This window comes from Nocardia vinacea NBRC 16497, assembly GCF_000308835.1.
Lineage (GTDB): Bacteria > Actinomycetota > Actinomycetes > Mycobacteriales > Mycobacteriaceae > Nocardia > Nocardia vinacea.
In genome coordinates, this window is sequence record NZ_BAGN01000024.1 from 1 (window position 1) to 19,685 (window position 19,685).

Below are 19,685 nucleotides of genomic sequence, written 5' to 3' on the forward strand. Positions count from 1 at the left end.
GCGATAGTCATTGCCTCTGCGCGACTTTCACTTTTGCGCGATAGCGTCAGGGGCCGGCCGACTTGCTCGGCCTGCCGCTGCTTGGCTTACTCGCCGGTGGGCCTAGCGAAACTGTTGTCGCACACCGAGTGAACGTTGCGCAGGAGCTATATCCTCTGCGCGATAGTCATTGCCTCTGTGCGACCTCCACTTCCGTGTGACAGCATCCGGGGCGCCACCTGTCATGCAGCCCGACCTGCCCGCTCGCTTGACCGGCTAGGCCTGCTCAACCGCTCGCCCGACCTGTCTGTTCCCTGGCCTGTCAGTCCCTCCCCGGACCCCGGCGGCCCACCTTACCCAGCCGGTTCGCGCAGTTCCGGCGCCAAACCGAAGAGTGGGAACAGCTTTTCGGTGTCGAGGAAGAAGTTGAGTCCGGCGATCGAGTCGCCGTCCAGCTCCAGCACGGTGATGGACCAGGGGACCCAGACGCCCAGCTCGGTCTCGCTCGGCTTGTAGTGGCCGAACGCGGGCAGCCCGTTGGCGCCTTCCAGCCGGATCATGCGGGAATCGCGGCAACCCTTGCCGTGGCCGAGCATGAACGCGGCCACATTCTCGGGGCCCGAGACCCAGAGTTCGATCGGCGGCATGGACAGTGCCACATCGGTTTTCAGCAGGGTCGTCAGGGTGTCCATATCGTAGGCCTCGAAGGCCTTGACGAAATCGTCGACGAGTTTGCGCTGATCGTCATCGGTTTCGTCATAGGTGTCGGTGGCCGTCGGCTGCACCTTCGACATGGTGGCCCTGGCGCGCTGTAGTGCGCTGTTCACCGAGGCGGGGGACATGGTGAGTGCCTCGGCCGTCTCGCTGGCCGAAAACCGCAGCACCTCGCGCATGATCAGGATGGCGCGCTGGGTCGCGGGCAGATGCTGACAGGCCGCGACGAACGCCAGCCGCAACGTGTCCTTGGCCGAGGCGTGCTCGGCCGGATCCGATCCGAAGGCCAGTGCGTTCGGGATCGGTTCGATCCAGACGTAATCCGGCTGCGGCATCGGCATCGGCGAATCCGGCCGCGACGGACCGGACAGATCCATCGGCCGGGCCCGGCGCTGCGGGCCGTCGAGCATATCGAGGCAGACATTGGTGGTGATCTTGTACAGCCAGGACCTCAGGCTGGCGCGACCCTCGAACGAGTCGTAGGACTTCCACGCGCGAGTGAAGGTCTCCTGCACCGCGTCCTCCGCTTCGAAGGAGGAGCCGAGCATGCGATAGGCGTAGGCGCACAGTTCCCGCCGATGTCCTTCGAAGGATTCGAGGACGTCCGGGGTGAGGCCGACGGAGTCGTTCATGGGTGTCACCCTGCCACAGCCCACCGACACATTCGAGACCCGAATTCGCACAATCGAGCGCCGCCGGACGCAGTCCCCTGCGCTTCGGTGAGCGAAGGCGAGACCGCCGCCTACCTGCGGATTCAAGATCATGATGGCGCAGCAGACGTGTCCGGCTACACAGTGCCCGGAACCGATGAGTTTCGCGCGCTCGATCCGTCTCTACATAGAGACCGCCGAAGCCGACGTAAGGGATCCCGCATGCCCAGCAAGATGATCTTCATCAACCTTCCCGTCGCGGACCTGGGCCGGTCCAGAAACTTCTACGAGGCGATCGGGTGGAAGGTCAATCAGGACTTCACCGATGAGAACGCCGCGTGCATCGTCATCGACGACAACATCTGCGCCATGCTGCTGACCAAGGACTTCTATTCGAACTTCAGCAAGCGCCCGATCGCCGACACGATCGCGACCAGCGGTGGTGCGTACGCGTTATCCCTGGCCAGCGCACAAGAGGTCGACGCACTCACCGATGCCGCCCTGGCCGCAGGTGCCACCGAGGAAATCCACGAGGACCGCCGCGCCCAGGAGGCCCAGGTCGGCATGTTCGGCCGCACTTTCATCGATCCGGACGGCCACCAGTGGGAGCCCTTCTGGATGGACTATCCCGGAAACTGATCCACGCCGACGCCGGTCGAATGGTGGCCCAGCGACGCGGGTACCACCAATCGACCCGCCTGGGCCCGAACGTAGTTCAGCTGCCGGTGAAGGTGGGCTTGCGCTTCTCCGCGAAGGCCTTCGGGCCCTCTTTGGCATCGGCCGACCGGAAGACCGACATGCCGAGTTTGGCCTCGATCTGGAAGGCGTCCTCTTCCGGCATGGCCTCGGTTTCCCGAATGGTGCGCAGAATCGCCTGCACCGCTAGGGGACCGTTGGCCGCGATCTGCGCGGCGAGTTCGAGGGCCTTGTCCAGTGCGGTGCCGTCCGGGACCACATGCCCGATCAGCCCGATCTCCTTGGCCTCGCCGGCGGTGATGTGCCTACCGGTCAGCAGAATGTCGGCGGCCACGGTGTAGGGAATCTGGCGGACCAGCCGCACGGCCGAGCCGCCGAGCGGGAACAGACCCCAACGCGCCTCGGATACACCGAATTTCGCGCCTTCGGCGGCCACCCGTATATCGGTGCCCTGCAGTATTTCGGTGCCACCGGCGATGGCCGGACCCTCCACCGCCGCGATCAGCGGTTTGGTGAGTCGGCGGCCCTTGAGCAGCGCCTCCAATTTGGTCGGATCGAAGCTGCTCTCGTTGTCGCCGGGGTGCCGCGCGGTCATCGCCTTGAGGTCCATGCCCGCACAGAACGCACCGCCCGCACCGGTCAGGATCGCGACGCGGATATCGGGATCGTTGTCCACCTGGTCCCAGGCGTCGCGCATGATCGCCATCATCTCGGCCGAAAGGGCATTGCGGGCCTCGGGCCGATTCATGGTGACGATGAGGACATGATCGCGCTTCTCGACGAGGCAATCTGGCATTGCTGATTCTCCTGACTTTCCAGGGGGCGGAGCGGGCCGGGGTGGGCAAATTCGGCCTTGTCAGAAACAGTAACACGTTCTATTTTTAGCTCTGTGAGCTACAACATAGCGGACCTAGTCGAACACGCCATCGATCTGATGCCCGACCGCGTAGCGCTGGCCGACGACGGCCGCGAGGTGACTTACGCGCAGCTGGAGGAGCGAGCCAACAAACTCGCGAACTACCTGCTGCAACAGGGTGTCCAACCGGGCGACAAGGTGGGCATCTATTCACGGAACACGGTCGAGGCCGTCGAGGCCATGGTCGCGGTCTTCAAGGCGCGCGCCGTGATGATCAACGTGAACTTCCGGTACGTCGAGAACGAGTTGCAGTACATTTTCGACAATTCGGATATGGTCGCGCTGATCCACGAACGCCGCTACAGCGACCGGGTGGCCGGGGTTCGCCCGAATACGCCCCTGCTGAAGACGGTCATCGTCGTGGACGACGATACGACCGGCACCATTGCGACCGCAGCCGATTCGGTGGAATACGAGACGGTGCTGGCCGAGTCCTCCGGTGAGCGCGACTTCGGCGAGCGCTCGGCCGATGACATCTTCATGCTCTACACCGGCGGCACCACCGGTCTGCCCAAGGGCGTCATGTGGCGGCACGAGGACTGGTGGCGCGTGCTCGGCGGCGGCATCAACTTCCTCACCGGCGAATACGTCGAGGACGAATGGCATCAGGCCAAGACCGGTGCGGGCAATCCGCAGATGGTCCGGTTCCCGATTCCGCCGATGATCCACGGCGGCTCACAGACCGCGACCTTCCACAGCCTGTTCGACGGCGGTAAGGCCGTGATGATTCCGGAGTTCACCGGACACGGCGTGTGGCAGCACATCGATCGGCACAAGATCAACCTCATCTTCATCACCGGTGACGCCATGGCCCGGCCGATGATGGATGCGCTGGCCGAGGGCAATCCGGAAACCGGTGAGCCGTACGATCTTTCGAGCCTGTACCTGATCGCCAGCAGTGCGGCACTCTTCTCGCCGACGCTCAAGGACCAGTTCCTGGAACGCCTGCCGAATCGGATGATCACCGATTCCATCGGATCCTCCGAGACCGGCTTCGGCGGTCTCGCCGTTGTCGCCAAGGGCGCCAACCACACCGGCGGCCCGCGGGTGAAGATCGATGCAGCCACCCAGGTGCTCGACGACCAGGGCAATCCGGTGGAACCCGGCTCCGGACAGGTCGGTTTCCTCGCGCGCAGCGGCCACATTCCGGTCGGCTACTACAAGGACGAGGCCAAGACCAAGGCAACGTTCAAGGAGTTCAACGGAATTCGTTACTCCATCCCCGGCGACTACGCCCGGGTCGAGGAGGACGGCACCGTCACCATGCTCGGGCGCGGTTCGGTGAGCATCAATAGCGGCGGCGAGAAGATCTATCCGGAGGAGGTCGAGGGCGCGCTCAAGATCCACCCCGAGATCTTCGACGCGCTCGTGGTCGGTGTTCCGGACGAGCGGTGGGGACAGCGGGTGGCCGCGGTCGTGCAGTGTCGCGGCGACAAGCGTCCCACCCTCGACGAACTGCGTCCGGTGCTCACCCAGGAGATCGCGCCCTACAAGCTGCCGCGCAGCGTGTGGTTCGTCGATCAGATCAAGCGCAATCCGGCGGGCAAGCCCGATTACCGTTGGGCCAAGGCACAAACCGAGGAGCGTCCGGCCGACGAGCACATCGAGGCGAGCAGCAAGTAGACAGTAGGTTCGACCGTCAACGGTGAGGGCTGCCGCGACATCGCGGTGGCCCTCGCCGTTTGCGGTATCCGAGTGGGCCGGTGCGACAGGAGATCGAATTGGCAACGCCCTATGCGTTTTTCGCGGCAAAGGACGACGGTTTCGAGCCGTTGCCGTTCGCGGCAAGCAGCTGGTCACCAAAGATGGTCAACGGGCCCGCGATCTGCGGCCTGCTGGCCAGGGCGCTGGAACAGCAGCACTGTGCCACGGGATTCACCCCGGCCCGGCTGACCGTCGACCTGTTCCGTCCCACCCTGAGAAAACCCGTGACGGTGGTGACCGAGCTGGTACGCGACGGTCGGCGCATCCGCGTCGCCGATGCCGCACTGATGCAGGACGGCGAGGACGTAGCTCGCGCCAGCGCGGTCTTCCTCAAGCGGTCGGCGCAGCCTCCGGGCGAGCTGTGGACGCGTGCGGAATCGCCCCAGCCGCCGCTGGTTCCGATCGCAGACGGCCCTACCACGCCGATGTGGAACAGCGACGGCAGCGCCGATGGCTGGTCATCCCGGATCAGTGAGCATCAGAACAACGGGCGCAAACGCATGTGGCAGGCTCCGCTTTCGGTGGTCGAGGGTGAGCACCCCTCGGCCTTCGCCGCTGCCGCGATGATCGGTGAATCGACGAGCCTCATGACCAACTGGGGTACGGCCGGAATCGGTTTCATCAATGCCGATCTGACGCTCGCGCTCGCCCGACCTGTCATCGGATTGGAAATCGGCGTGGAGGCCGACAGCCACATCAGCGCGGATGGAATCGCCGTCGGCAGCGCGACACTGTTCGACCGGTCCGGTTCCTTCGGTACCTGCGTCGTAACGGCGCTGTCCAACGCGGACCGCCAAGTCGACTTCGCCAATGGCGATCCGCTCCGGAGAGCCGGCATCCGGTAGGACGATGCCCGACGCCGCGCACCGTTCGGCGCGCACCGAATGACCTGGCAAATCGTTGTGCGGCAGGTAAATCGGTGCCCGGCGGCTGCGGCCTCCACGCTGAGGCGGCCTGGTTTCAGCGGTTGGCGAGTTCCGCGAGGCGGAATGCGAGCTTGGTCCGGACCGCCGGGATGCGGGTCGCCACCGTCATGACGGTATTGCGGACGATGCGTGCCGGGAGCGGGTGCAAGGTGGCCATCTTCGTCATCCGATCGGTGAAGGCGACGACGCCGAGAGCCACCGGGCGACGGGTGGTTTCGTAGGTATCGAGGACGCTGTCCGGCTCGCCGCCGACGACCCGGGCCAGCAGCGGACCGAGGAAGGCCGCATCCTGGATGCCGGTGTTCATACCTTGTCCACCTGCCGGGCTGTGCACATGTGCGGCATCGCCGGCCAGCAGCAAACGACCCGCGCGGTAGTGATCCGCGACGCGGTGGTGCACCCGGAATCGCGAGCTCCACAGCACCTCGCGGACTTTCACAGTGCCGCCGGGGCCGCGCGTATCCAGGATGGTCTGAATATCCTCGATAGTTGGGTGTTCGGGGGCCTCGTCGACGGTCGCCACGACCCGGTATCGATTCGGATCGGTGTCGTCCGGCAGCGGCGCGACCACGGTTACGCCTTCCGGCGAAAGGTGCAGTGCCACTTCGTCACGCGCAATCGGCCAGTCCATCCGGACATCGGCGAGTACGAAGGATTCCGGGTAGGTGTCGCCGGTGAAGCCGATACCCGCCTGCTCACGGACGACGCTGTGCATACCGTCCGCGCCGACCACGTAGTCCGCGCGGATCGTGCCGGTCGCGCCCTCGCCGTCGACGTATTCGACTGTGACGCCGTCATTTTCATCAGCCACCTTGGTGATCCGATACGGCCGGTGCACATCCCCGCCCGCCTTGCGCAGTCGGGCGAGCAGTACGGCCTCGGTGGTGTCCTGCGGAACCATCAGCGTGTACGGGTACTCGGTGGGCAGGCCGCCGAACGGTACTGTGGCCAGTGTGCGGTTGCCGTCCAGCACCCGGAAGGTCGGCACCACGATGCCGCGGTCCACGAGTTCCTCGGCGATGCCCAATTCCTGCAGCACCTCCAGGGTCCTGGCGTGTACGACCGCGGCGCGCGAGGTGTTCGCACCCTCGGCGAGCCGGTCCAGCAGTACGAAGTCGATACCGGCGTCGGCCAGGGTGATCGCGGTGGTCAGTCCGGCCGGACCGGCCCCGACGATGACGACGGAAGTGGTCTCCGGCAGCGGGGTGGTGTTCATCGGAACTCCTAGGTCAACATTTGTAGGCCAACGCTTGTTGGCATAACCGTAGCGCCGATCGCCTGCAGAAGTCAACAGTTGTTGGCCTACACTTGTTGGCATGAACGTCGAGCCTGATCAACCACCCGCACGTCGCTCCGACGCCACCCGCGCGGCCATCCTCGCGGCCGCCCGCGCCCGCTTCGCCGCCGAGGGGTTTCGCAAGGCGACCATTCGCGCCATTGCCGCCGATGCCGCGATCGATCCGTCGATGGTGATGCGTTACTTCGGCAGTAAGGACGGACTTTTCGCCGCTGCGGTCGATGTGCGCCTCGACCTGCCGGATCTCGCCGCGGCCGATCCGGATGCCCTCGGGGAGTTGCTGGTCCGCCGGTTCCTGGCGATCTGGGAGGACCAGCCCGATAACAAGGTGCTGGTGATCTTGCTGCGCTCGTCGATCACCGATGAGGGTGTGAGCCAACGCTTTCGGCAGATCTTCGCCGAACAGGTGCTACCCGCGGTGCTGCGCTTCGGCGATCCGGCCGACGCGCAGCGCCGCGGGGGTCTGATCGTCACCCAGTTGCTGGGGCTCGCGTTGTGCCGCTATGTGCTCGAGCTGCCGCCGGTGGTGGGTCTGACGCGCGAGCAGATCATCGCCGATATCGCACCGACCTTGCAGCGCTATCTGATATCGGCGCCGATCAGCGCTCAGACGTGCGCGCCACCGTCGACGTGAATCGTTGTGCCCGTGATGAATTCACCGTCTTCGGAAGCGACCATCGCGACCACGCCGGCGACCATCTCGGGTGAGCCGAGCAGCGGCCCGATGGCCGGAGCCATCTTGCTCATCAGACTCGGATCGATATCCGGTGGCACATCGAGCAGGCTGTAGGTCATGGCCGTCTCGATGCCGCCGGGCGAGACGCAAACCGCGCGCAGATTCCGCTTGCTGTACTCCAGCGCCAGCACCCGCGTGAAGGCCTCCAGTCCGCCCTTGCTCGCCGCGTACGCCGCGCGATACGGCGCGGCATAGGACGCGGCGTTAGAGCTGATATTGACCACCACCCCGCGCCCGGAGGCCAGTAGTGCGGGCAGGGCGGTCCGAGTCACCAGGAACGTTCCGGTCAGATTGGTGCCGAGGACGGTATTCCACAGCTCGGTGCTGGTCTCGTGGGTATGCGACATGCGCACGATCCCAGCGGCATTCACCAGCACATCCAGGCCACCGGCTATCAGTCCGGGCACCGTCTGCTCGACAGCGGCCTCATCCGCGATATCGAGTGACGCGACGGTGAGCAGGTCGCCCGAGCCCCGATCCATGGCGAGCTGGGCGGTCTTTGCGAGGCCATCGCCGCTTCTGCTCACGCCGACCACCTCCGCTCCCTCCTCGAGCAGTCGCAAGACGATGGCCCGGCCGATGCCGGAACCCGCGCCCGTCACCAGCACTCGGCGTTGCGTGAAACGCTTCATACGCTCTGTACATCCCGCTCGGCCAACGACTGCGCTATCTCGGGCAGCCGGTCGAGATCGATCGGCTCGGCGACCAATTCGACCGGGAAGGGTCGATCTGCGGGCTGTGGCAGGCCGGGACCGAGGATCAGGCCACCGCGGATGCCGATGCGAGCCATTTCCTGGATCAACGGCTCGTAGCGGGCGGGACGTAAGTTGTTGTGCAGCACGAATTCCCGGACATCGTCGGCGGATGTCAAACTGCGCTGGTGTACCGGTGAGCAGACCGGGAATTTCGGATCCCGGAAGGTCATATCGTCGACGAAACCGCGCATGAAATCCGCGGCATGCTGCTGCAGCGGCGAATGGAAAGCGCCCTTGTAGGCGTCCAGTACGAACATTTGACGGGTATCCGAGGACGCCTCGATTTCGGCCAGGATCTCTTGCAGTGCAGTGAGATAACCCGAGATCACGAATGATCGGTGTACGTCGTCGATCGGACCGGTGTCGACGGCCAGATGCACACCGGGGCGGCGCACACCGTAATAGTTCGCCGGATCGTCCTCGATCGGCGTGTACATCAGCCCCATCCCTTGTGCGGCACCACCTTCCGGTGATTCCGGTACGAGCCGACGGTGATGCAGCATGCCGAACAATTCGTGCCGCTCCACGGCTCCGGCCACACACGTGCTGATCAGCGCGCCCAGGCTCAGCCCACCGGCGGCCTCCGGCTCGAAACCGCGTGCCGCCAGGTCCTCGGCGAGACCGAGCGCGAATGCGGCCTGACGCAATGCGCCGAGGCTGTGCCGATCCTCCGGTTCGCTCGCCATTTCCGCGGCCAATTCCCTCGCACGCAGTCGGTCCACCGATAATCCGGTCACCGCGGCGGCTTCTTCGTAGGCGAGTGCGATGGACGGGCACCGCTCGCAGAACTCATCGATGACTTCGGCGGTCAGACTGACCTGTCCACCGAACAGAAAAGAAACCCTCATTGCATGTCCTACCCACGCCGGGGCGCACGATGGCGACACCCACTGCGTATCTGTGAATCACGTTCGACCGGAACGGAATTGGCGGCGCCGCCGTATCGAATACATCAAGCAGGCGCCCCTGTGGGCAAGAGTTTCCCCGGACCAGGCATCGGCCACCCCATGGCCGGTAGTACCCCTGGTCGGTAGTACTACCGGCCGAGTCGCCCGAGGAATTGCAGCATCAGCTGGTCGACTTCACACGCGTGTGTGAGATTCGGTGTGTGCGCGGCGCCCTCGATGGTGTGGAATTCCGCGGGACCGCCGAGTCCCTTTGTCAGTAAATCCACGGCGTCGTGATCGAAGGCCGGATCGGAGGCGCCGCGGACCAATAGCGCGGGGCAGGTGATATCGCCGATGAGATCGGAGATGTCGTCCACGTTGATCAGACAGTCGGCGGCCGCGGCGACCCGTTCCCGGTCACCGCTCAACCATTTGGCCAGCCACGGTTGATGATCGGACCGATCACCGCCGATGATCAAGCCCGCCACCATCTTCGCGATCACGGTCAGCGGCCCGGTGCCGATCCAGGCATCGGTGACCTGGCGATAGCCGACCCGCTGCACGTCGCTGTAGGCCTGCGCGGAACAGCCGAGCAGGATCAGGCCATCCACTCGCGGTGGGCACAGCAAGGCCATGCGTAGTGCGGTGAACCCACCCTGCCCGACACCGCCGACGACCACCCGGTCGATGCCGAGGTGGTCGACCACCGACCAGGCGTCGCGGGCCAGATCCCAGAAACTGTATGCGCCGTCGTCGTGTTCGGTCAGTCCGTGGCCGCGCGCATCGATCGAGATCACGCGATATTTCGGGGCGAGTGCGGCAATCTGGTTCGCGAACATTTCGTGATCCATGAAGAAGGCGTGCCCGAGCACCACCGCGGGCCCGGATCCTCCGCTGTCGACGAAGTGCACTTTCGCGCCGGCGGAGGTTACGAAGGGCATAACCGTGCTCCTGTCAGACTGCGTCCCCCGAAAGAGAGCAGCCTAACAAGAACCGGTTATACCAACGGTTTTCACCACATCACGGGCAACTCCTCGACACCGCCGGTAAAGCTGCTGGTGCGCATCGGCACCGCGGCAGCGTCGACGGCCAGGCGCATGGTCGGGAACCGGGTGACCAATTGGGTGAATACCGTGTGCAATTCGATGCGGGCCAGCGGTGCGCCGATGCAGTGCCGGGCACCGTAGCCGAAGGTCACATGCGAGCCGTCCTTTCGGGTCACGTCGACGCGGTCGGGATCGGTGAAGACCGTCGGATCATGGTTTGCCGCGGTCAGATCCAGCAGGACGAGATCGCCGGTGCGAACGTCGTTGCCGTCGATCTCCATATCGGTGCGCGCGTAGCGGGGCATCTGGGTGGCATCCGCGGTCCGAAGTAGTTCTTCGATCGCGGTCGGCACCAGTTCGGGTTCGTCGACCAGAGCCTGCCACTGGTCGAGGTTTTCCAGCAGCCGTTTGGCGCCGACCCCGATCTGGACCACTGTGGTCTCGTGGCCGCCGAACAACAAACCGAGGCCGAGCGTCGCGATGCCCTGATCGGACAGATCGTCCCGGGCGCACAGCTGCGACAGCACATCATCGGCCTGGTCGTGCCGTTTGCGTTGGACCAATGCCATGAAGTACTCGAACAATCCGGCGACACCCTGCTGCACCTTCGCGGCGTCCTGCTGCTCGCCGAGGGCCTCGGTCCAGGCGCGGAACTGATCGCGGTCGGCGTAGGGCACACCGAGCAGTTCGCAGATGACCAATAGCGGCAGCGGCAGCGCCACCGCCGTGTGCAGGTCGGCGGGGGAGCCCTTCGCGGACATTTCGTCGAACAACCGTGTCGTGAGTTCTTCCACCCTGGGCCGCAAATCGCGCATTCGCCGCGGTGAGAAGAACGGCACCACCAACTCGCGCAGTCGGGCCTGATCGGCGGGTTCGGTCTCGAAATTGCCGAGCGGGCCGCCGAAGAACATCGAATCCGAAGCCCGCGCGGCAGTTTCCGGCGTTGGATGGGCACGGCCGAGGCGCGGATCGGCGAATAACGTCCGCACCTGCGCGTAGCTGGTGGCCAACCAGCCTTCATGGCCGAGCGCGGTTCGCGTCCGCTGGATGGTTTCACCCGTGACGGGGCAGCCCATGTCCACGGTCACTCCTTACGTAGTTCTCGAGTCGGACTCATTCGGGCAAGCGCACTCGCAACAGGTTGCCGCTGGCGGTGCCGACCACGAATTCCCTTTCGGTGCTGCGCGATACGACGATCGAGGTCATCGGCTCACCCACCAGGACAGTGCACGTCGAGTGATCCGCCGGATTGATGCGCACGAGTCGGCCCGAGGTGGTGGCGTCGTAGAGCATGCCGTCCGGGCCGATGGCGAGATCGTCGGGCAGCGGTGGCGCGCCGGGGCCGGCGGCCAGATCCGCGGCTACGGTGGCGTGCGACGGATCGTCGAGCGGGATGCGCAGGATGCGGCCGCTCGGGCTGAGATAGAGCGTGACGTAGAGCGCGTCGCCGTCGACCACGATTCCGTCGGCACCGAAATGCTTTGCCCGGTTGGACCATTCGGTGTCCACGCCGCCATCCGGTCGGATCCGGACAACGCCGGTCGAGGTGTCGGCGACGAAAAGGTTTCCCGCGGTATCGAATGCGGCGCCATTGGCCATCCCCAGACCGGAGGCGAAGATCTCGGCCCGTGGCGTCTCGGCGGTGGGATCAATGCGGACAACCCCGCCACCGGTTGAGCCGGGTACCAGATTGGTCGGGAAGTTGCCGTACGTCACGTAGATCAGTTGGTCAGGGCCGAGTTTCACCGAACCGGGATACGCGACAGCGACCCTGGCGGTAACGCGACCGGACGGGTCATAGCGAACCACTTCGTTGCGTCGCACCCGCGAGACCCACAGGTCACCGCGCGCGTCATAGGCCAGACCTTCGGCCCAGTCCTCATCTCGAACGACAGCGGCCGCCGCAATCGTCGCGGTGGCGGTCCCGCACGAAACCGATTCGGCCGCAGCCGAAACCGGAATCACGCCGACGACCGCGCAGGCGATCGCGGTGCCGATCCCTACCGCGTTCACCATGCGACGGGCAACGAGGTCAGGCCCTTGGTGACAACGTTCTCGCGCACCTTCAACTCATCGGGGTCGACCGTCAGATGCAGTGTCGGGAAGCGGGAGATCAGCTGACCGAAGGCGACCTGCAATTCGATGCGAGCCAGCGGCGCACCGGTGCAGTAATGCAGGCCGTAGCCGAACGCCAGATGCTGCCCCTCCGCGCGGGTCACGTCGAGTTGGCGCGCATTGGTGAAGATCTCCGGATCGTGGTTGGCCGAATCGACGTCCAGCAGCACCAGATCGCCGGTCCGGACGGTAACGCCGTCGATCTCCATATCGGTGCGCGCATAGCGGGCGAAGGCGGTGGAATCGTGGACGCGCAGCAGTTCCTCGATCGCGGCGGGCACCAGCTCCGGCTGGTCGACCAGCTTCTGCCACTGCGCCGGATTCCGCAGCAATTGCACGGTGCACAGGCCGATTTCGACGACAGTGGTCTCATGCCCGGCCAAGAGCAACCCCATGGCCAGCGTCGCGATGGCATCGTCGGCCAGGTCCGGCACCTCGCACAGCTTGGCGATCACGCCCTCGCCCGGTTCCCGGCGCAGCCGTTCGACCAGCGACTTGCAGTAGAGGAACCATTCGGCCCCGGCCTGTCCGGACTTCGCGCCGTCGCTGGTGTCGAACAGCGCCTCGCTCCAGATCCGGAACTGCGCGCGATCCTCGTAGGGGACGCCGAGTAGTTCGCTGATGACCAGCAGCGGCAGCGGTTCGGCGAAGGCCTTGTGTAGGTCGGCGGGCGAGCCCTTTTCGGCCATATCGTCGAGCAGCTGCGTGGTGAACGCGGCTACCCGCGGGGTGAGTTCGCGCATCCGCTTGGCCGAGAACAGCGGATTCAACAGTCCGCGCATCCGCGCGTTATCGGCGGGTTCGGTCTCGAAGTTCCCGAAGGGGCGGCCGAAGAACACCGACTCCGACGATCGCGCGGCGGTCTCCGGTGTCGGATGGGAACGGCCGAGACGCACATCGGTGAACAGCTCTTTCACCTTGTGATAGCCGCAGACCTTCCAGGCTTCGCCGCCCGTCGCCGTGTGGACGCGGCTGATCGAGCTGGGTGCGGCGTCGGTGCCGGTGAAGGGGCATGCGAGTTCCGATGAGTCGGTGGTCATGGCTCACTCCTTGCTAACAAGCTCTTGTACAAGCAAGCTTAAACATAATTGCTTGTACTATTCCACTTGAACAAGGAGGTGATGTCGTGCCCGAAAGCCCAACGCCCGCCGAGACTTCGGCGCAACCCGTCCGGCGCATGCCGCGTGCCCAGCGGCGCGAGCAGATCCTCGCCGCGGCCACCCGCGCGGTGGCCCGCAACGGATTCACCGGGACGGGCCTGCCCGATATCGCCGCCGAGGCCGGCATTACGCACGTGATCCTCTACCGGCACTTCGCCTCGAAGGCCGATCTGTACCGGGCCGTACTGGAACGGGCCTACACCAGGCTCGGCGACGCCGTCGGCACCGAAAAGCTGGACGGCACCAGCATTTCCGCGTTGCTGCGGGCGGCCGCCGCGGATCCGGACGCCTTCCGGCTGCTATTCCGGCACGCGGTCCGCGAGCCCGAATTCCGCGACGTCATCGATATGGTCCGCAGCTATTCGACGATGATCGCGCAGCGGTATCTCACCGACGCAGTGCCGGCCGGGCCGTGGCAGGACTGGGCCGCGCAGGTCATCCCCACCTTCATCCTGGATGCGGTTATCGCCTGGCTCGATGCCGGACAGCCGGATCTCGACGATGCCGCCGAACGGATCAATCGCGCGGCCCGTGCGCTCATCGAGGTCGCCGACGGCGAATTGGTCCAGAAGGATTGAGCGGCAAGGCATAACGTCATCCATGGGCGGCGACCCGAAGGAGGAACATGGATGAACTACAGGTGCCGACTCTCGCCGAATTCGTGCGGATGCGGCGGCAGCGACCGACCGCGGCGCATCCGGGCGGCCTGAGCCGACAGCAGCTCGCCGAGGCGATCCACTCCAGCGTCGGCTATCTCGCCAAGATCGAGCAGGGCGGTGCGTTCAATCCGAGCCCATCGATTCTCGATGCGCTCGCCGACGTCTTCGCATTGGATCCGGACGAGCGCATCCACCTGTATCACCTTGCGCAGCAGCGATTCAGCGGCGGTCCGCGTCGGCCCGGCCCGGTGCGGCCGCCCGTGCGCAAGACCCTCGATGCCTTGACCCCACATCTCGCAGCGGCGCTCGACGACGGCTGGCGTGTCATCGACTGCAACGACGCCTTCGACGAAGCTTTTCCCGGTCTGCGACCGAACGGACATGCGCTGCGCTGGATGTTCACCGATCCGCGGGCACGCCTGGTGATCGAGGAATGGGAGCGGGAGGCGGATCTTATGGTCGGGCGCCTGCGCGCCTACGCGGCCCGCGCCACCGACCGGGACGATGTGCAGCGGCTGCTGCGTGATCTCGGCGGCCACCCCGACTTCCACCGCCTGTGGATGGCGGGCCGGGTGTATATCGGGCGACGCGATCCGACCATCCGGCTGCGGAACCGGAAGACGGGTAAGCCTTTCGAGATTCACGTGCAACGGTTCCGCACCACGCTGCCCGAACCGATGCGGCAGTTGTTCGTCGGGCTGGTCGATGATCGCGCCGCCGCGTGAACAGCAATCGGCCCGCCGGTGGCAGGTCCGGCGGGCCGATTCGGGTTGCGGATACCGACCTTTCGAGCGATCTGCGAGCAGGCGCTAGCGCTCGGTCAGGCAGGAGTTTCCGCGAGCAGAGAGCCTAGGGCCCGCAGGTGGTCACTCGCCCCGCCCAGTGCGAATTCATTGTGCTTCGCGGCGGTGAAGTAGTTGTGCACGATGTGGTCGCGGTCGATGCCGACGCCGCCGTGCACGTGCACCACGGTGTGCGCCACCCGGTGTCCGGCATCGGCGGCCCAGAACTTGGCCGTGTGTACGGCTTCCGCGCTGGCCAGATCCTCGGAAACCCGCCAGGCGGCCTGGGTGACCGCCAGCCGCAGTCCCTGGACGTCGATGTAGGCGTCGGCGAGGCGCTGCGCGACTGCCTGGAAGCTGCCGACCGCCTTGCCGAATTGCTCACGCTCGCGGGCATATTCCGCGACCAGCTCGAGTGCGCGTTCCAGGGTGCCCAATTGCTGGGCACTCAGGCCGAGCCAGGCACGGGTCAGGATCCAGTCGAGAATCTCCGCACCGGAGTCCACCGTCGCGACCAATTCGGCCGGGGTGTCATGGAATTCGACGCCGAACTCGGCGCTGAAGTCGACCACACGCTGGGCGGTCACGTTCACGGTCGCATCGCAGGGGTCCACCAGGAACAGTGCCGGTGTTCCGGAAACCGTGGCGGGGACCAGGATTCGGGCTGCGCGGTCGGCATAAGGCACCGTGGTCTTCGCGCCGGTGAGCCGCCAGCCGCCATCGGCCTCGTGCGCCACCGTGGTCGGCTTGGTCGGCTCCCAGTTGTGTTCCTCGGCGAGCCCGGCGGTGAGGATGATGCTGCCCTCGCCCGCCTGGCGCGCCCAATCCTGTTGGGCATCCGAGCCGAAATGCGCAAGCGCACCCGCGCCAACCACGATCGACCACAGATACGGGACCGCGGCGACATGCTTGCCCAGTTCGCGCAGCACGGCGCTCTGCTCGAGCGCGCCGAAATCGCCGCCGCCGACCGACTCCGGCAGTGCGGCGGCCAACACGCCGGTCTCGGCGAGCGACTGCCACAGCGGCTCGTCGAAGCGGCCCTCGGCATCGAGTTCGCGGATGCGGTCGGCAGTGACCAACTTGGCGCAGACCTCGGCGGTCAGCCGGGTCAGATCGAGCTGAGCTTCGGTGGGTGTGAAATCCATGGTGTCTACCTGCTTTCTGCTCAGCGCGCCGCGGCGGGTTGCTTCAGTGCGGTCATGGCGATGATGTCGCGCTGGACCTCGTTGGTGCCGCCTCCGAAGGTGAGGATCAGTGCGGCGCGGTGGAACCGCTCCAACCGGCCGCGCAGCTCGGCGCCGGGCGAATCCTGACGCAGATAGGCCTGCGGGCCGAGGATTTCCATCAGCAGCCGGTAGGCCTCGGTAGACAGTTCGGTGCCGTAGACCTTGCAGGCCGAGGCGTCCCACGGCCGCGGTGCGGCATCGCCGCCCGCATCGGCCCGGCTGGCGATCTCCCAGTTCAGCAGCTTCAGGTATTCGACCTTGGCCTGCACCCTGGCCAGATTCAGCCGCACCCATTCCTGGTCGATGACCCGGGAACCGTCGCCCGCCTTGGTGTTGCGTGCCCATTCGGTGGTCTGGTTCAGCGCGACCATGAGCGGTCCGGCCGAGGTGAGCGCGACGCGCTCGTGGTTGAGCTGATTGGTGATCAGCGCCCAGCCACCGTTCTCCTGGCCGACCAGCGAACTGGTCGGCACCCGGACGTCCTGGTAGTAGGTGGCGCTGGTATCCGGTCCGGCCATGGTGTGCACCGGGGTCCAGGAGAAGCCTTCGGCGGTGGTCGGCACGATGAGCATGCTGATGCCCTTGTGCTTCTTGGCAGTCGGATCGGTGCGAACCGCGAGCCAGACATAGTCGGCGTACGCGATCAGGCTGGTCCACATCTTCTGACCGTTGATCACATAGTCGTCGCCGTCGCGCACGGCGGTGGTGCGCAGACTGGCCAGGTCGGTGCCCGCGCCCGGTTCCGAATAGCCGATGGAGAAGTGCAGTTCGCCCGCGGCGATCTTGGGCAGGAAGAACTTCTTCTGCTCCTCGCTGCCGTAATGCATGATCGTCGGCGCCACCGAATTGATGGTGAGGAAGGGCACCGGCGCACCCGCGATGGCCGCCTCATCGGTGAAGATCAGCTGGTCCATGGTCGGGCGGTCCTGGCCGCCGAATGCCTTGGGCCAGGCCAGGGTGAGCCAGCCGTCGCGGCCCATTTCCTGGACCACCTCGCGGTAGACGTTGCCGTGGCCGTACTCGCCGGTGGTCGCGCTCAGCGCGGCTCGGCGCTCCGGGGTGATCAGCCGCGCGAAGTAGTCGCGCAGCTCCGCGCGGAGCTCTTCCTGCTGCGGCGTGTACGCAATGCGCATGGCAGTACCTCTTGGGGGATGGTCAGCCGACGGAGCTTGCGGAGTCGGCGGGGTGGGTAGAGCGGAGCGTTCGATGTCGGTCAACCGATCATTGCATACGAACTGAAACATGTTCCAGTATTGCTACCGAATCCGCATAATGGCGGTACCCGAGATGACCTGGTGTTGTTAGGCTTCGATCAGAGTCGCGTTTAAGGAGTTTCTATGAAGGTCACGGTCGATCTGGATCAGTGCGAAGCCAACGGAATCTGTGTCGGAATCGCCCCCGACGTCTTTGAACTCGATGACGATGACGTGCTGCACATCGTCGCGGCCGACGTGCCCGACGATCGGCTCGCCGATGTGGAGGATGCGGTCGCCCAGTGCCCCAAGGCGGCGCTGAAGTTGCAGTAACCCGGTGCTTGCCGTCCGATAGGAACACGTTCTAGAGTCGGGCTCGTGAGTGAGCGCAGCGAACGAACCGAAAACGGAGCGTGTATCACACACGGCGGAACCGAGCGCAGCGAGGTGCAGCCGTGAGTGATACAGACAACACGGATGTGAGCCTTGCGGGGCGGGTGGCCATCGTTACCGGTGGCGGCGCCGGGCTGGGCCGCGCCGAGGCGCTGGCCTTGGCGGGGGCGGGCGCGTCGGTGGTGGTCAACGACCTGACGGAGTCGGATGCGGTGGCCGAAACCCTCGCCGATATCCGTGCGCTCGGCGCCAAGGCCGAGTTCGTCGCGGGCAGCATTGCCGAGCGGGCGACCGCCGATGCGCTCATCAGCACCGCCGAGGAAGCGTTCGGCAGCGTCGACATCGTGGTGAACAACGCGGGCATCACCCGCGACCGCATGCTGTTCAACATGTCCGACGAGGACTTCGATGCGGTGGTCGCGGTGCATCTGCGCGGCCATTTTCTATTGACCCGCAATGCGGGCGCCTACTGGCGGGCCAAGTCCAAGGCGGCGGGCGCGCCGATCTACGGCAGGCTCGTCAACACCTCGTCCGAAGCGGGCCTGCTCGGCCCGGAGGGGCAGGCCAATTATGGTGCGGCCAAGGCCGGTATCACCGCGCTGACGCTCTCCGCCGCGCGCGGGCTGTCCCGATTCGGCGTGCGCGCCAATGCCATTGCGCCGCGGGCGCGCACCGCGATGACCGAAGCGGTCTTCAGTGCGGCGCCGGAGGGCGGCATCGATCCGCTCTCGCCGGATCATGTGGCGCGGTTGGTCGCGTATCTCGCTTCGCCCGCCGCGGATGCGGTCAACGGGCAACTGTTCGTGGTGTACGGGCCGATGGTCGCCTTGATGGCCGCGCCGGTCGTCGAGGAGCGCTTCGACGCCGCCGATGATCAGTGGTCGGTAAATGATCTCGCCGCCACGCTCGGTGGTTACTTCGCGCAGCGGCCCACTGGGCGTACGTTTTCAGCGTCTTCTTTGATCGATCTGGACAACTGACACTGTGATGGCAGGCGCCATCGGAAGCCATCTGATCACTGGTCCAGTTGTTGATCACCGATGCGGCGCTTGGTAGACATGGGAGTCAACGGTGTGTGACGCCTCACAAGGGTTAGGCCACCCTCAAATGACACCTGTTACAAATTCATGGGCCGAATTTGAGAAAAATGGCAGTTCAAATATGCCAAAAAGCTTCCTAGAGCAATGTGAACATGTTCTAATCGTTGCGGCGATGTGGCCAGGGCGGGGCATCGTGCGATGAGCAGAATCAGCAGGATGAGCAAGGAGGATCGTGCATGAACGAGGTCCTTGCTGTGCCATTGCGGGCAGTCGGCGGATTCTTCGAACTCGTTGCCGACGTCGCACGGGCCAGCATTCGACGTCCGTTCCAAGGGCGCGAGTTCATTGATCAGGCCTGGTTCATCGCACGCGTTTCGATCATTCCGACACTGCTGGTGGCGATTCCGTTCACCGTGCTGGTGAGCTTCACGCTCAACATTCTGCTGCGTGAAATCGGCGCCGCTGATCTCAGCGGCGCCGGTGCGGCATTCGGTGCGGTCACCCAGGTCGGGCCGATTGTCACCGTATTGATCGTGGCGGGCGCGGGCGCTACCGCGATCTGCGCGGATCTCGGGGCGCGAACCATTCGCGAAGAGATCGATGCGATGCGCGTACTCGGTATCGACCCGGTGCAGCGGCTGGTGGTGCCGCGGGTGCTGGCCTCGATGTTCGTGGCATTGATGTTGAACGGCCTGGTGTGCACCATCGGCATCGTCGGCGGCTTCCTGTTCTCGGTGCTGCTGCAGGATGTGAATCCGGGTGCATTCGTGAATGGCATCACGCTGCTCACCCATCTGCCCGAGCTGGTCAT

The 19,685-nt window shown here is 65.3% G+C and carries 20 protein-coding genes; 9 read left to right on the forward strand and 11 right to left on the reverse strand.

Translation table 11 applies throughout. The features are described 5' to 3' along the window. Nucleotides 1-332: 332 nt before the first annotated feature. Nucleotides 333-1,325, reverse strand: coding sequence for a sigma-70 family RNA polymerase sigma factor (locus ON44_RS03335; RefSeq protein ID WP_040686302.1), 993 nt, complete (start codon nt 1,323-1,325; stop codon nt 333-335). Nucleotides 1,326-1,565: 240 nt separating this feature from the next. On the opposite strand from ON44_RS03335, the gene ON44_RS03340 reads away from it, so the two are divergent. After that, on the forward strand, nt 1,566-1,982 hold the full coding sequence (locus ON44_RS03340; protein ID WP_040686303.1) for a VOC family protein: 417 nt from the start codon (nt 1,566-1,568) through the stop codon (nt 1,980-1,982). A 76-nt stretch (nt 1,983-2,058) separates the two neighbouring features. Here ON44_RS03340 and ON44_RS03345 read toward each other — a convergent pair whose 3' ends face one another. Next, entirely contained in the window at nt 2,059-2,835 is a 777-nt protein-coding gene (locus tag ON44_RS03345; RefSeq protein ID WP_051181441.1) for a crotonase/enoyl-CoA hydratase family protein, read from the reverse strand. A 93-nt stretch (nt 2,836-2,928) separates the two neighbouring features. On the opposite strand from ON44_RS03345, the gene ON44_RS03350 reads away from it, so the two are divergent. Then, nucleotides 2,929-4,578 (forward strand): acyl-CoA synthetase, encoded by a 1,650-nt coding sequence (locus ON44_RS03350; RefSeq protein WP_040686305.1) that lies wholly within the window; start codon nt 2,929-2,931, stop codon nt 4,576-4,578. A gap of 80 nt (nt 4,579-4,658) precedes the next feature. Continuing rightward, nucleotides 4,659-5,504, forward strand: coding sequence for a thioesterase family protein (locus ON44_RS03355; RefSeq protein ID WP_040686306.1), 846 nt, complete (start codon nt 4,659-4,661; stop codon nt 5,502-5,504). A 115-nt stretch (nt 5,505-5,619) separates the two neighbouring features. Here ON44_RS03355 and ON44_RS03360 read toward each other — a convergent pair whose 3' ends face one another. Next, on the reverse strand, nt 5,620-6,801 hold the full coding sequence (locus ON44_RS03360; RefSeq protein WP_040686307.1) for an FAD-dependent oxidoreductase: 1,182 nt from the start codon (nt 6,799-6,801) through the stop codon (nt 5,620-5,622). A 100-nt stretch (nt 6,802-6,901) separates the two neighbouring features. Here ON44_RS03360 and ON44_RS03365 point away from each other — a divergent pair, with 100 nt between their 5' ends. Further along, nucleotides 6,902-7,516: a TetR/AcrR family transcriptional regulator gene (locus tag ON44_RS03365; protein WP_040686308.1), complete on the forward strand. Its 615-nt coding sequence runs from the start codon at nt 6,902-6,904 to the stop codon at nt 7,514-7,516. On the opposite strand, the gene ON44_RS03370 is transcribed toward ON44_RS03365, so the two are convergent. The 6 genes from ON44_RS03370 to ON44_RS03395 form a co-directional block, all read right to left on the reverse strand. Continuing rightward, on the reverse strand, nt 7,489-8,250 hold the full coding sequence (locus ON44_RS03370; protein WP_040686309.1) for an SDR family NAD(P)-dependent oxidoreductase: 762 nt from the start codon (nt 8,248-8,250) through the stop codon (nt 7,489-7,491). The genes ON44_RS03365 and ON44_RS03370 overlap by 28 nt on opposite strands. Next, nucleotides 8,247-9,221, reverse strand: coding sequence for an ACP S-malonyltransferase (locus ON44_RS03375; RefSeq protein WP_040686310.1), 975 nt, complete (start codon nt 9,219-9,221; stop codon nt 8,247-8,249). Before ON44_RS03375 ends, ON44_RS03370 begins: the two co-directional genes overlap by 4 nt. 188 nt (nt 9,222-9,409) lie before the next feature. After that, nucleotides 9,410-10,201: an alpha/beta fold hydrolase gene (locus ON44_RS03380; RefSeq protein WP_040686311.1), complete on the reverse strand. Its 792-nt coding sequence runs from the start codon at nt 10,199-10,201 to the stop codon at nt 9,410-9,412. 71 nt (nt 10,202-10,272) lie between these two features. Continuing rightward, the gene (locus ON44_RS03385; protein WP_040686312.1) at nt 10,273-11,382 is read right to left on the reverse strand and encodes a cytochrome P450; all 1,110 of its coding nucleotides are present in this window, start codon (nt 11,380-11,382) and stop codon (nt 10,273-10,275) included. 37 nt (nt 11,383-11,419) lie between these two features. Further along, nucleotides 11,420-12,322, reverse strand: coding sequence for an SMP-30/gluconolactonase/LRE family protein (locus ON44_RS03390; protein WP_040686313.1), 903 nt, complete (start codon nt 12,320-12,322; stop codon nt 11,420-11,422). After that, the gene (locus ON44_RS03395; protein ID WP_051181443.1) at nt 12,316-13,461 is read right to left on the reverse strand and encodes a cytochrome P450; all 1,146 of its coding nucleotides are present in this window, start codon (nt 13,459-13,461) and stop codon (nt 12,316-12,318) included. The genes ON44_RS03390 and ON44_RS03395 overlap by 7 nt, the downstream gene beginning before the upstream one ends. 86 nt (nt 13,462-13,547) lie before the next feature. Here ON44_RS03395 and ON44_RS03400 point away from each other — a divergent pair, with 86 nt between their 5' ends. Both ON44_RS03400 and ON44_RS46470 read left to right on the forward strand, forming a co-directional pair. Continuing rightward, nucleotides 13,548-14,159, forward strand: a complete 612-nt coding sequence (locus ON44_RS03400) for a TetR/AcrR family transcriptional regulator (protein WP_040686314.1) — start codon at nt 13,548-13,550, stop codon at nt 14,157-14,159. 47 nt (nt 14,160-14,206) lie between these two features. Beyond that, nucleotides 14,207-14,965 carry a helix-turn-helix transcriptional regulator gene (locus ON44_RS46470; RefSeq protein WP_051181447.1) on the forward strand — a complete coding sequence of 253 codons (759 nt, stop codon included), beginning with the start codon at nt 14,207-14,209 and terminating at the stop codon, nt 14,963-14,965. A gap of 95 nt (nt 14,966-15,060) precedes the next feature. On the opposite strand, the gene ON44_RS03410 is transcribed toward ON44_RS46470, so the two are convergent. Both ON44_RS03410 and ON44_RS03415 read right to left on the reverse strand, forming a co-directional pair. Then, entirely contained in the window at nt 15,061-16,167 is a 1,107-nt protein-coding gene (locus ON44_RS03410) for an acyl-CoA dehydrogenase family protein (RefSeq protein WP_040686315.1), read from the reverse strand. A 20-nt stretch (nt 16,168-16,187) separates the two neighbouring features. Next, the gene (locus tag ON44_RS03415; protein WP_040686316.1) at nt 16,188-17,381 is read right to left on the reverse strand and encodes an acyl-CoA dehydrogenase family protein; all 1,194 of its coding nucleotides are present in this window, start codon (nt 17,379-17,381) and stop codon (nt 16,188-16,190) included. A gap of 204 nt (nt 17,382-17,585) precedes the next feature. On the opposite strand from ON44_RS03415, the gene ON44_RS03420 reads away from it, so the two are divergent. From ON44_RS03420 to ON44_RS03430, 3 genes are all read left to right on the forward strand, one after another. Continuing rightward, entirely contained in the window at nt 17,586-17,774 is a 189-nt protein-coding gene (locus ON44_RS03420; RefSeq protein ID WP_040686317.1) for a ferredoxin, read from the forward strand. Nucleotides 17,775-17,896: 122 nt separating this feature from the next. Then, complete coding sequence (locus ON44_RS03425) at nt 17,897-18,814, forward strand: 3-oxoacyl-ACP reductase (protein ID WP_040686318.1); 918 nt, start codon at nt 17,897-17,899, stop codon at nt 18,812-18,814. 296 nt (nt 18,815-19,110) lie between these two features. Further along, the coding region (locus tag ON44_RS03430; RefSeq protein WP_040686319.1) for an MlaE family ABC transporter permease at nt 19,111-19,685 on the forward strand (575 nt) is incomplete at its 3' end.